The following is a 12,521-nucleotide window of genomic DNA, read 5'->3' on the forward strand; positions in this document are numbered from 1 at the left end:
CAATGGACGCTTACGAAGAAGCCGCAGAGTAAACAGACGACAACCAGATCAGCCCCCGCAATGGCCAGGGGCTGATCTTATGGGATGAAATTGCCAGGAATCCCAAATGGCGGCGTCTTGATGCTGGTCCCGGTCAGACCATGCAGGAATTCCACAAGACTGGTGATTTCTGCATCTGTCAGGTCAATCTCTGGGATGTCGATCCGGCTGCGTAGGCGCGCCATTTCGAACTGATCGCCCCATACCGCGAAATCAATCTGTTCCAGCCACGGAATTTCGGGCAGGGCGGCCATGTCACGGGTCCAACGCGACAGGCTGCGTTCAGGGTTGAGGTGATGGCGGATCACGCTGTCGAGATCGGGAAAGGCCCCGTTATGGCCGTATGGTGCGGTTAGAGCGACATTGCGCAGCATCGGCGTTCGAAAGCGGTAGGCATCCTCAAGCCGATCACTTTCGCCCATGCGGCCAACATCGCGGACATTGGGATCCCATTGCCGGGTGCGGCCCGGGCCAAAGGGCGGCAAGGCCAGCGCGTGGAACTTCTGATCCGACATTAGGGGCCCGGCGTGGCAGGTGGAGCATTGCGCCTTGCCATAGAAAAGGGTCATCCCAGCCTTCTGAACCGGTGACAGCGCATCGGTGTTCCCTGCCAGATAATGATCAAAAGGGCTGTCGATACTGCGCCATTCGATAGCCATGAAGGCGGCCAGAGCATTGGCGATCTGGGTGATGGTTATGTCTTCGGATGTCTCGACTTCAGGGAAGGCTGCGATCATGGCCGGACCGTAGGCGGGGTCGGTGCGCACACGCTTGGCAAGGATCGGCCAGCCCTTGTCTATCCGGTCATGTACCGCGCCGGTCACCTCGTTTTCAGCCACATTTCCTGCCATCTCAAACTGCGAGGTCAGCGGGAACAGCGCCTGCGCGGCCAGCAGAGAATTCAATCCCGCGGGCAACCATTCCTGCGCCGGAGAGTTGAAGCCGTTGCCATAGACATCCGAGATACTCAGTCGTCCGTCATGGAAAACAGTATGGATGTCCTTTGCCCCGAGGTTCCAAAGGCCGGGCGAATTTCGGGGAATACGCTTGCGGATTTTGTCGGACCCAGTGCCCGGCGTGCGATCGGGGCCTAACCCCTGACCGCCTTCGCCAATACCCAGCGACAGGCCGTCGGATGTTCCGAAATCGGGATGGTGGCAATGGGCGCAGGCGATGTTTTGATTGCCCGACAGGATTGGATCGTAAAACAGTTGATGACCGATGGCTGCCTGTTCCATATCAAAGGACAGGAAATCATCATCGGTCAGCGGGCGTGGCAGCTCTTGCGCTGCGGCCGCGCCGGCAAAAAGGAAAGCAATCCCATGCGCCAGATTATATTTGCCCTGTGTATGCTTGCGACCCCTGCGCTGGCCGAGCTGGAACAGGCGCGTGACATGATGGAGGCCGGCGCGTTCGAGGCCGCGCGCGAGGAACTGCTGCCCGCCGCCCGATCCGGCAATGCCGAGGCCGAGGAATTGATCGGCGTGATGTACGGGTTGGGTCTTGGAGTCGAGCAGGATTATGAACGGGCCTTTGAATGGTATCTGCGCGCATCGATGAAGGGGCATCCGGGCGCACAATCGGGGATCGGCTGGTATTACGAACTGGGTCTGGGCATGCCTGCGCCCGATCTTGTGCGGGCTTACATGTGGTACACGCTCAGCGCCATTGGCGGCGATCCCGACGCGGCAATCAGCCTTGAGGAAGTGGTCAAGAAAATGTCGCAGGAGCAGATTGAAAGAGCCCATGTTCTGGTCAACGACTATAAAGGGTGGATGTACCCGTTTCGGTGAGGGTCGGGCCAAACGCCCGACCCTAAATGGCTTAGTTCAGGTCCGCGTCACGCGATGCGTTGACGTCTGCCTCGGCCGCTGCAACGGCTTCGGTGAGCGCGGTGAAGACCTCATCACCACGACCGACGTTGGTTTGGAACCACTCGTAGACCGGGGTTGCCGCCTCTTTGAACGCGGCTTTCTGCTCGGGGGTCGGCACGTACAGATCACCGCCACCGGCGACGAAATCCTCATAGGCCTGGATCGACTTGCGCTTGGGTGAGGCAAAGGTGGCCTGCTGCAGCGCATAGAACCCATCGACCACGACACGGCGCATGTCTTCGGGCATCTCCTGGAACTTGGCGTTATTCATCCACCACAGAGCGCCCATATAGGCATGGCCGTCCAGGGTGACATATTGCAGGCCTGCATCGGGGAATTTCATGCCCATGATGTCGGTGATGCCGTTCTTGGACCCTTCAACCACACCGGTTTGAAAGCTGGTGAACAGTTCCGGCCACGGGATCGGGGTGGGCGATGCACCCAAGGCTTTAACCAGCTCTTGTGGCAGGTCAGCGACCACGGTGCGGATTTTCAACCCTTCCATATCAGCTGGTTCAGCCACGCGACGCTGGGTGTTGGCAAAGTTGCGCCAGCCACCAGTGTTGCCGATGGTCATCAGACGGATCGCGCCGCCGGAATCCTCAAGCGCCATGTCGCGCATGGTGCGGGTGAAATCGCCGGATAGAACATGCTCGGCAATCCGGTCATCCGCCATAAGGTAGGGTAGGTCGAGGACCTGGACATAGGGAAAGATGCCTGACGCCCCGCCCGAGGTCGAGATATAGATGTCGATGGTTCCATCGGCCACACCCTGCAGGCATTCCGCGCCGTTCGAACACAGCTGCGTACCGATGAACAGCTCGACTTCGATCGCGCCGTTCGAAGCGGCTTCGACATAGTTCTTGAAAACGATTAGACCGTCATAATCCTCGTCATTTTCGTTCGAGTTGGCCGTGGCGCGCAGCGTATAATCCGCTGCCGTGGCCGCGATGGCTGATGCGGCGACCAGCGACGTGGCCACCGCTGCGGTTTTGATAAAGGTTCTGAGCATGCGTTTCCTCCCTGTGGAACTCAGTTAGTTGGCAAATCCCGTTATCCTCGGGATCGTCATGGATAATGCGGGGATGTAGGTGATCAGAAAGATCACGATGATTTCAACGGCCAGAAACGGCAGGATCGCCTTGGCAATGGTTTCAACCTTTTCGCGCGACACGGCGGCGGCCACGAACAGCACTAGCCCCATGGGGGGTGTGGCCAGACCAACGGTCAAGTTGACGCTCATGATGATGGCAAAGTGGATCGGGTCGACGCCGAGGCTGGTAAAGATCGGTCCCAGGATCGGCCCAAGAATGATGATCGCAGGCCCGGCATCCAAAAACATGCCGACAACGAACAAGAGCAGGTTGATCAGAAACAGCAGGATCAGCGGGTTTTCCGACAGGCTGAGGATCAGCGAGGCCAGCTGTTCTGGCGCATGGCTGAGGCTGACCACGGTTTTGAACGCCATGGCCGCCCCCACCAGCAGCAGAACGACGGCGGAGGTTAGGCCGGCATTGCTGAGGATCTCGGGCACTTCTTTGAGCGTCAGGGTGCGCAGGATGAAAAAGCCGATCAGAAAGGCATAGCCGACGGCCACCGCTGCGGCTTCGGTAGGTGTAAAGATACCGCCCAGAATACCACCCAGAATGATCACCGGAGTCAGCAGTGGAAAGAACGCCTTGAGGCTGGCCTGACCCCGTTCACCCCATGTGTATTTGCGGCTGGCAACGGGAAAATCATACTTGTCGGCCATGAATTTGATCATCAGCATCAGGCCAACGCCAACCATGACGCCCGGCACGATCCCAGCCAGAAACAGCGCCGCAACGCTTTCGCCCATCACATACGCGTAGATGATCATGATGCCCGAAGGGGGAATGATCGGACCGATCACCGAACTGGCCGCCGTGATTGCCGCGGCAAATTTGCGGGTATAGCCCTGCTTCTCCATCGCCGGGATCAGCATTGAACCCAGCGCTGATGTATCCGCCACGGCAGAGCCCGAGAGTCCCGCAAACAGGATCGAGCTGAGCACGTTCACATGCGCCAACCCGCCGCGAAAATGGCCCATCAAGGCTTGGCTGAATTCCACCAGACGGATGGTTATCCCGCCGCGGTTCATTAGCTCTCCGGCCAGCATGAAGAAAGGGATTGCCATCAGGGGAAAGCTGTCCATGCCGTTATAAACATTGCGGTACAGCAGGGTGATGTCATTGGATTGGCCATTCAGCCACAGCAGGATACCCGGGGCGGCCAAAAGGGCGAAAAAGACCGGCAGGCCGATCATCAGAAAGACAAGGAAAGTGGGCAGGAACCAAATCAACATCTATTCAGCCCCCACCGGTGCGTCGGCAATTTCAGGCAGCAGGTCTGCGCCCCCCAATAGCGAGACAATCGCGCGCAGGATCAGCTCGACATTTACTACGATCAGAAGGGCCACCCCCACCAGCAGCGAGGCCATCATCCAGCTGCGCGGGACGCGGTACCATTCGTCAAAGCCAAATGAGGTGGGAATATACAAAGCGGCGGTTGCGAATTTGCCCCCGAACCCGGTCACTTCGGACCAGCCGATCTTAACCGCCACCAGCAGCACCGCCAGTGACACGAACAGCAGCGCGAGCATCAGTACCTGTCCCAATACGCGCGGAAGCATCAGGGGCACCATGTCGATGGCCACGAACCCGCCGCGGCGAAACGCGGTCGGGGCCATCAGACCCGTCATCCAGAGCATGCAGAACCGGGCGGCCTCATCCGGCCAGGGCAGTGCGTTGCCCAGCACATATCGGAAGAATACCTGAATCAGGATTGCAGTCACCATGAATGCAATCGCAACGACGCCAACCGCGCGGCCCAATCGCAGCACGGTTTCGTTCACGAATGCAATCGGCGCCAGCATCGTTGCCAGTCCGCCCATGCGTTTCCTCCCTATGTCAGCCGCGGGTTTGTCCCGCAGTCGTCAGAGCGCGCTTAGGACTGCGCGAATTGGCCGAGTTTTCCGGCATAGAAGGTCAGCGCGTCTCCATCGCTTATGCTGGCCTTCAGGACTTTGCCCACCACGATCACATGATCGCCTGCGTCGTGATAAGCGTGTTGTTCACATTCAAACCGTGCCAGACAATCCGGCAGCAGAGGGGTACCATTTGAGCAATGCCCATGGGCGATGTCTCGCAGCGCAAAGGCGTTTTTCGAGCAGCCGAAACACAGCTCGGCCTGTTCAGAGGACAATACATGAACGCTGAAATGGCGCGCCTTGTGGAAATAGGGGAAGCGGCGCGAGTTGCGGTCGCCGGCCCACATGATCAGGGGCGGGTCCAGCGATAGGGACGAAAAACTGTTGGCGGTGATGCAGACCGGGCCGTCCGTGCTGTTGCAGGTGACGATGGTAACTCCGGTGGCAAAGCGGCCAAACGCATCTCGCAGGGTTCGGGTGTCATCCTTGTGTGGGATGAAAGTATGGTTCATGTCCTGTGACATTGCATTCATCATGGTACCTCATGGCCCAGTGCCGCCTCATAAAGGCGGTACCAACTCTCGCGATCCAGATTGACTTTCAAGGCGTCCGAAATCTGTTTGATCCGGCCCAGATTGTTGGTGCCTAGCACCGGCAGGATGCCTGCAGGATGTGCCAGAAGGAAGGCCACGGCCACTGCGGCCCGGTCCACTCCGAATTCGGCGGCGATCTCATCCGCGACCACGCCGACCGGAGGGTTCCCGGCCATCAGCAGTCCGCCGCCCAGCGGCGACCACGCCATCACCGGCTGCCCATGCTGTTGATGAAACGCTAGGTCGCCATTGGTGAAGGGGCGGATTTCGCCCAGCGAGATCTCGACCTGGTTGGTGACCAGTTGGGTCTTCATCGCTGATTGCAGAAGCGTCCAGTCCCACGGGCGGAAATTCGATACGCCAACCGCGCCCACTTTGCCGCTGGCCACGACCTCGTCCAGCGCTGCGCCGGTCTCATGGTGGTCCATGAAGGGATCAGGGCGGTGGATCAGGAGCAGGTCGACATGGTCGATTGCCATTTCGGACAGCGAGGTTTCAACCGATTTCAGGATATGCGCGCGCGATGTGTCATAATATTTGACCATGGCGTCTGCGTATCGGCCCATCGGCGCAACGATGTCGCATTTGGTGACGATCTCCATCCGCGCGCGCAGCGCCGGGTTGGCGCGCAGGGCGTTGCCCAAAACCGCCTCGGCTGCGTAACCGCCATAGATGTCGGCCTGATCGAATGTGGTGATGCCCTGATCCAGGCAGGCTTGTATCTTGGCTTCGACATGATCCGCCGAGGTGTCACTGTCATCACCCAAGCGCCACATGCCGTATACCAGGCGGCTCATTTCCAGCGTGTCTGAAAGCTTTACACGTTGCATTAGCGGCGAACTCCGTTGCCCAGCGGGGTGGCTGGGATGGTTTTGGGCACGCGTCCGTATTCCTCGGGAAGCGAGCAGGTTTTCAGGTTGGGCATCACGCGGGCACCGAAATGGCGGGCCTCGTCCAGATGTGGATAGCCCGAGAAGATGAAGGCGCGGATGCCCATCTTTTGATAGTTTTCAATCTTGGTCATGACCTGATCGGTGGAGCCCACAAGCGCTGCGCCGCAGCCAGACCGCGCCCGGCCCACGCCTGTCCAGAGACCAGGTTCGACATAGCCGTATTCATCCGCCAGATCGCGGTTTTTGGCCTGATGCGCCACACCCAGCGAGGTGGAATCCAGCGCCCGTTCGCGGATGGCGCGACCGTATTCGTCGTCCAGCTTGGATACGATGTAATCAGCGTATTCCTGCGCTTCGGTCTCGGTATCGCGAACGATCATGTGAACGCGCAAGCCGTAATCCAGAGTCCGGTTGTAATTCTCGGCTACCGCATGAACCGCCTGCATCCGCCCGGCCAGTTGATCCTCGGTTTCTGGCCACATCAGGTAGACATCGCAATGCTCTCCGCACAGTTCGAGCGCAGATGGGGAATAGCCGCCGAAATACAACAGTGGTCCGCCGGTCTGATAGGGTTTGGCTGGATCGGTGGTCAGGCCCGAGAAATTATAGACCTCGCCCGCATGGTTGATCTCATCCCGCGTCCAAGCCTGTTTCAGGATTTCGACGACTTCGCGCGAGCGTTGATAACGGAACGCGCTGTCTGCCTTTTCACCAGGGAAATCGGACGAGATGATGTTGACCGTCAAACGCCCCCGCAACATGTGATCCAGCGTCGCGATGGTGCGGGCCAGCATGATGGGCTGCATTTCACCGCAACGCACCGCGGCCAGCAGGTTGATCTTGTCGGTGATCGGTGCGCATCCAGCAACAAAGCTGAGCGTGTCCTGACCGACCTGATAGGATGACGGGCACAGGATGTTGCGAAACCCCTGTGCCTCGGCCTCTTTCACGATGGCGGAACAATGGTCCCAGCTGGACCGCAGATCGCCATCGGGCATCCCCAGAAACTGATAGTCATCCGAACACAGAGCCGAAAACCACGAGACCTCGGCCGCATTCAGATCGGGGGAGGTGATTGGGACGATCGTCATCTGAGTCGGTCTCCGCAATGGATTTGCTTTTTCTCTTGCGTAGCAATCACATTGATGTAGATCAATAGTGTATCAATTTTTCCTGTGACCAATCGAAGCGCCCCGACGTGCCCCCCACAAGCCGAAACCCCAATGCCCTTCCGATATATGTTCAGATTGCAGAACTGCTGATCCGCGATATTGCGGCCGGCCGTCTGATTGACGGTGAGCGTCTACCGCCGGAACGGGACATGGCGGCGGACCTGAATGTCTCGGTCGGAACCCTGCGAAAATCGCTGTCCGAGCTTGAGAAAAAAGGGATGTTGGAACGCATTCAGGGCTCGGGCAATTACATCCGTGAGACCGGAACGCAGAACAGCGTCTATGCGATGTTCCGGCTTGAGCTGCCCGAAGGGGGCGGTTTGCCAAGCGCGGATATCCTGTCGGTCGATCATCTGGAAAAGCCTGCCAATCTGCCCGGGTTCGGAGCCGCCGCCACGGGGTCGCGCGTGCGCCGGATGCGCTATTTGAATGACACAATCATCGCGGTCGAAGAGATATGGCTCGACGAATCAGTGGGTTTGATCGACGGCAACCTGCTGTCTGACTCGCTGTATCGCTATTATCAGCAGCAGTTGGGGTTCTGGATCACGCGGGCCGTAGACAGGGTTTCAATCGCCGCGCTGCCCGATTGGACACCGACGGGCTTTACCAAGCCCTTCGGGCAGACGGTCGGGTATATCGAGCGGTTCAGCTGGTCAGAACAGGTCGAACCCGTCGAATTCTCTAAAACTTGGTTCGATCCGGATCGGGCCACCTATGTTCAACGCTTGAAGTAAAAGGAAACGCGCATGACCCGGACCATCAATTACGGGCTGATCGGATGCGGCATGATGGGGCAGGAGCACCTGCATAATATCGCTCTGCTGGATGGCACGCGCGTGGCGGCAATCTATGAGCCCGACCCGCAGATGGCCCACGCCGCGCAAGAGATCGCGCCCGAGGCTGTGATGGTGGGGTCGGTGGCTGACCTTCTGGCGGTCGAGGATCTGGATTGCCTAGTCATCGCCAGCCCGAACCACCTGCATGTGGATCAGATCTGCGACATCGCGGCGATGCGCCCACTGCCCCTGTTGGTGGAAAAGCCGCTTTTTACCGATCCGCAGGATGCGGCGCGGCTGGAAACGGTGCAGCGTGACTATCCCCATCCAATCTGGGTGGCGATGGAATATCGCTATATGCCTCCGATTGCCGCTTTGATCAAAGGGCTCCAATCCACCGGCGGGGTGCAGATGCTGACGATCCGAGAACATCGATTTCCCTTTCTGGAAAAGGTCGGCAACTGGAACCGGTTCAACCGCAATACCGGCGGCACATTTGTCGAGAAATGCTGCCATTTCTTCGACCTGATGCGGCTGATCCTTGGGTCCGATCCGGTGCGGATCACCGCCAGCGGTGGGCAGGCGGTAAACCATCTGGACGAAAGCTATGATGGGGAAACGCCGGATATTCTGGATCACGGTTATGTTCTGGTTGATTTCGCCAACGGCACGCGGGCGATGCTGGAACTGTGCATGTTCGCCGAAGGATCGCGGTACCAAGAGGAAATCTCGGCCACAGGACAACTGGCCAAGATCGAGGCGCTGGTGCCGGGGCCGGGGCGCTTTTGGCCCGATCATCTGGGTGAGCCGCCGGTGCCGCAGGTGATTGTCAGCCCGCGTAATCCGAAGGGGCCGGTGTCACAGGACATCCCCGTTGACCCGCGCTTGCTGGCCGCCGGGGATCACAATGGCTCGACCTATTACCAGCATCAGGGGTTCCTTGCGCTTGTCCGCGGCGAAAGGGCCGCGCCGGATGTGACGCTGCAGGATGGTCTGTGGGCCGTTCGTATGGGGTTGGCGGCACAACAGGCGCTGGCAACGGGTGAAGCCGTTCGGTTGACCTGATAGGCAACAAGGACGATGCGCTGAGCCGGTGACGAAATTGCGCCTATCGGAAACGCGCTCCCCCAACTTGCGCATAAAAACCTGTCGTTTTTGATTTCTAATGGGTCTTTTTCGCTTGTTGATGCTGCATCTGCACCCTAGCTCTGTCCGTGGGACACCCCTCCCCAACGAGGGGCGTGTATCTGGAAGGGTAATACACATGACTATCGAACAACCGGCATCGAATGACGCCGTGCGCAAACCTGAAACGCGGCCGGCAAATCCGCGCTTTTCCTCGGGGCCCTGCGCCAAACCCCCCACATTTGACCTGACCAAACTGGCTGACGCAGCACTTGGCCGTTCGCATCGCGCTGCTGTTGGCAAGGACAAGCTGAAAGCGGCCATCGAAGGTACGCGTGAAGTGCTGGGCATTCCAGCAGATTACAAGATCGGCATCGTTCCCGCGTCTGACACCGGCGCGGTTGAGATGGCGCTGTGGTCGCTGTTGGGTGAACGCAAGGTCGAGATGCTGGCCTGGGAAAGCTTTGGCGCGGGATGGATCACGGATGTGGTCAAGCAGCTAAAAATCGACGCCGAAGTGAAAACAGCCGATTATGGGCAGATCATCGATCTGGCCTCGGTCGACTTCTTCCATGACGTGGTCTTTACATGGAACGGCACGACTTCGGGCGTGCGGGTGCCAAACGGTGACTGGATTGCGGATGACCGTCAGGGTTTGACGATCTGCGATGCGACTTCGGCGGCCTTCGCGATGGACCTGCCGTGGGACAAGTTGGATGTGACCACGTTTAGCTGGCAGAAAGTTCTGGGCGGAGAGGCGGCGCATGGGATGCTGATCCTTTCCCCACGCGCTGTGGAGCGGCTTGAAAGCTATACCCCCGCATGGCCATTGCCCAAGATTTTCCGCCTGACCAAGGGCGGTAAGCTGATCGATGGTATCTTTACTGGCGCCACGATCAACACCCCGTCGATGCTGGCGGTTGAGGACTATCTGTTTGCATTGGACTGGGCGCGCTCAGTTGGTGGTCTGCAGGGATTGATTGGCCGGGCCGATGCGAATGCCGGTGCGGTGCATGCGTTCTGCGAGCAGAATGGCTGGATCGCCAACCTGGCTGACGACCCGGCGACGCAGTCGAATACGTCTGTCTGTCTGAAATTCACCGATGCGCGCATTCGGGACGGCGCAGCCTTTGCCAAGGCCGTTGCAAAGCGGTTGGAGGCCGAGAATATCGCGTTGGATATCGGGGCTTATCGCGACGCACCTGCGGGTCTGCGTATCTGGTGCGGCGGCACGGTCGAAACTTCGGATATCGAAGCGATGTTGCCCTGGCTAGCCTGGGCCTTCGAGGCTGAGCTCGCAGCACAAACTGAAGCCGCCTGATCTTTCGCAATCTTCACCGGGCCGCCTCAGGCCCGGACATCTCATTACATTCAAGGACCACAGACATGGCTCCCAAAGTACTCGTTTCTGACAAACTCAGTGAAACCGCTGTTCAGATTTTCCGCGACCGCGGCATCGACGTGGATTTCATGCCCGATCTGGGCAAGGACAAAGATAAACTGGCCGAAGTGATTGGCCAATATGACGGCCTTGCCATCCGCTCGGCCACCAAGGTCACGCCGACCTTGCTGGAACATGCGGACAAGCTGAAAGTCATAGGTCGCGCCGGCATCGGCACCGACAATGTCGACAAGGATGCCGCCAGCAAGAAGGGCGTCATCGTGATGAACACGCCCTTTGGCAACATGATCACCACAGCCGAGCACGCGATTGCGATGATGTTCGCCGTGGCGCGGCAGATCCCCGAGGCTAGCACTTCGACCCATGCGGGCAAATGGGAAAAGTCCAAGTTCATGGGGATCGAGCTGACCAACAAAACCTTGGGCGTCATTGGTGCGGGCAATATTGGCGGGATCGTCTGCGAACGCGCCCTGGGCCTGAAAATGAAGGTTGTCGCCTATGATCCCTATCTGGGCGAAGAGAAAGCCGCCAAGATGGGTGTTGAAAAGGTTGAACTGGATGAGCTGCTGTCGCGTGCCGATTTCATCACCTTGCATGTGCCGCTGACCGATCAGACTCGCAACATCCTCAGCCGCGAAAATCTGGCCAAGACCAAGCCTGGCGTGCGCATCGTCAACTGTGCCCGCGGTGGTCTGGTCGATGAAGAGGCGCTGGCCGAGGCTCTGCAATCCGGTCACGTGGCGGGTGCGGCCTTTGACGTGTTCAGCGAAGAGCCCGCGAAGGACAATGCGCTGTTCAACCTGCCCAACGTCGTCTGCACGCCGCATCTGGGGGCCGCAACGACCGAGGCGCAGGAAAACGTGGCGCTGCAGGTGGCCGAGCAAATCTCGAACTACCTGCTGACCGGCGCGGTTGAGAACGCGCTGAACATGCCGTCCGTCACCGCCGAAGAAGCCAAGGTCATGGGGCCGTGGATCAAACTGGCCGGACATCTGGGCAGCTTCATCGGTCAAATGACGGATGAGCCGATCAAGGCGATCAACATTCTCTATGACGGTGTCGCGGCTGAGATGAACCTTGCGGCTCTGAACTGTTCGGCCGTGGCCGGGATCATGAAAAAGTTCAACCCCGAGGTTAACATGGTCTCTGCCCCTGTGGTGGCCAAAGAGCGTGGCATCAAGATCTCGACCACCAATCAGGATAAATCGGGTGCCTTCGAGGGGTACATCAAGGTTACTGTCGTGACCGAAAAGCGCGAGCGTTCCATCGGTGGCACGGTGTTCAGCGACGGCAAACCCCGCTTCATCCAGATCAAAGGCATCAATATCGACGCCGAGGTCGGCGCGCATATGCTGTACACCACCAACGAGGATGTTCCGGGTATCATCGGTGCGTTGGGCCAGACCATGGGTGAAAGCGATGTGAACATCGCCAACTTTACCCTTGGCCGGTCCGAAGCGGGCGGCGAAGCGATTGCGCTGCTGTATGTCGACGAACCGGTGCCAGCCGAAGCGCGGGCAAAGCTGGCCGAAACCGGCCTGTTCACGCAAATCAAACCGCTGGAGTTCGACGTTGCCTGAGGCGGTGTTGAATATCTGAGACACTTCATACCCGCGTCTTCCAAGGCGTGGGTATTTTCTTTTCCCGGCCGCCAAGACGCGTCACAAGCAGGGTGTTCCTGTTGATTTAGGGTT

The 12,521-nt window shown here is 58.8% G+C and carries 12 protein-coding genes; 5 read left to right on the forward strand and 7 right to left on the reverse strand.

Annotated elements, in window-relative coordinates:
• Window positions 1-77: 77 nt before the first annotated feature.
• Window positions 78-1,277: a cytochrome-c peroxidase gene (locus tag AC2FFF_RS10415; RefSeq protein ID WP_281995461.1), complete on the reverse strand. Its 1,200-nt coding sequence runs from the start codon at window positions 1,275-1,277 to the stop codon at window positions 78-80.
• An 84-nt stretch (window positions 1,278-1,361) separates the two neighbouring features.
• Between AC2FFF_RS10415 and AC2FFF_RS10420 the strand changes: the two genes are divergently transcribed.
• Complete coding sequence (locus AC2FFF_RS10420; protein ID WP_142637252.1) at window positions 1,362-1,832, forward strand: tetratricopeptide repeat protein; 471 nt, start codon at window positions 1,362-1,364, stop codon at window positions 1,830-1,832.
• A 31-nt stretch (window positions 1,833-1,863) separates the two neighbouring features.
• Here AC2FFF_RS10420 and AC2FFF_RS10425 read toward each other — a convergent pair whose 3' ends face one another.
• Genes AC2FFF_RS10425 through AC2FFF_RS10450 form a run of 6 tightly spaced genes read right to left on the reverse strand, consistent with a single transcriptional unit; the run spans window position 1,864 to window position 7,440 of the window.
• Window positions 1,864-2,925, reverse strand: a complete 1,062-nt coding sequence (locus AC2FFF_RS10425; RefSeq protein WP_142637250.1) for a TRAP transporter substrate-binding protein — start codon at window positions 2,923-2,925, stop codon at window positions 1,864-1,866.
• 24 nt (window positions 2,926-2,949) lie between these two features.
• The gene (locus AC2FFF_RS10430; protein ID WP_142637247.1) at window positions 2,950-4,239 is read right to left on the reverse strand and encodes a TRAP transporter large permease; all 1,290 of its coding nucleotides are present in this window, start codon (window positions 4,237-4,239) and stop codon (window positions 2,950-2,952) included.
• Complete coding sequence (locus tag AC2FFF_RS10435) at window positions 4,240-4,827, reverse strand: TRAP transporter small permease (RefSeq protein WP_142637246.1); 588 nt, start codon at window positions 4,825-4,827, stop codon at window positions 4,240-4,242.
• Between the two features lie 53 nt (window positions 4,828-4,880).
• Window positions 4,881-5,396, reverse strand: coding sequence for a flavin reductase family protein (locus tag AC2FFF_RS10440; protein ID WP_185956692.1), 516 nt, complete (start codon window positions 5,394-5,396; stop codon window positions 4,881-4,883).
• Window positions 5,396-6,286 (reverse strand): aldo/keto reductase, encoded by an 891-nt coding sequence (locus AC2FFF_RS10445; protein WP_281973026.1) that lies wholly within the window; start codon window positions 6,284-6,286, stop codon window positions 5,396-5,398. Before AC2FFF_RS10445 ends, AC2FFF_RS10440 begins: the two co-directional genes overlap by 1 nt.
• Complete coding sequence (locus tag AC2FFF_RS10450) at window positions 6,286-7,440, reverse strand: LLM class flavin-dependent oxidoreductase (protein ID WP_271949539.1); 1,155 nt, start codon at window positions 7,438-7,440, stop codon at window positions 6,286-6,288. Before AC2FFF_RS10450 ends, AC2FFF_RS10445 begins: the two co-directional genes overlap by 1 nt.
• A 107-nt stretch (window positions 7,441-7,547) precedes the next feature.
• Here AC2FFF_RS10450 and AC2FFF_RS10455 point away from each other — a divergent pair, with 107 nt between their 5' ends.
• The 4 genes from AC2FFF_RS10455 to serA all read left to right on the forward strand — a co-directional run bounded on the left by AC2FFF_RS10455 (window position 7,548) and on the right by serA (window position 12,407).
• Window positions 7,548-8,258 carry a GntR family transcriptional regulator gene (locus AC2FFF_RS10455; RefSeq protein WP_142637238.1) on the forward strand — a complete coding sequence of 237 codons (711 nt, stop codon included), beginning with the start codon at window positions 7,548-7,550 and terminating at the stop codon, window positions 8,256-8,258.
• A 12-nt stretch (window positions 8,259-8,270) separates the two neighbouring features.
• Window positions 8,271-9,365: a Gfo/Idh/MocA family protein gene (locus AC2FFF_RS10460; RefSeq protein ID WP_281973027.1), complete on the forward strand. Its 1,095-nt coding sequence runs from the start codon at window positions 8,271-8,273 to the stop codon at window positions 9,363-9,365.
• Between the two features lie 199 nt (window positions 9,366-9,564).
• Window positions 9,565-10,746 (forward strand): phosphoserine transaminase, encoded by a 1,182-nt coding sequence (locus AC2FFF_RS10465; protein WP_271949543.1) that lies wholly within the window; start codon window positions 9,565-9,567, stop codon window positions 10,744-10,746.
• A gap of 65 nt (window positions 10,747-10,811) precedes the next feature.
• Entirely contained in the window at window positions 10,812-12,407 is a 1,596-nt protein-coding gene (gene serA / locus AC2FFF_RS10470) for a phosphoglycerate dehydrogenase (RefSeq protein WP_281973028.1), read from the forward strand.
• Window positions 12,408-12,521 lie beyond the last annotated feature (114 nt).

Source organism: Ruegeria sp. YTSA226, assembly GCF_059609905.1.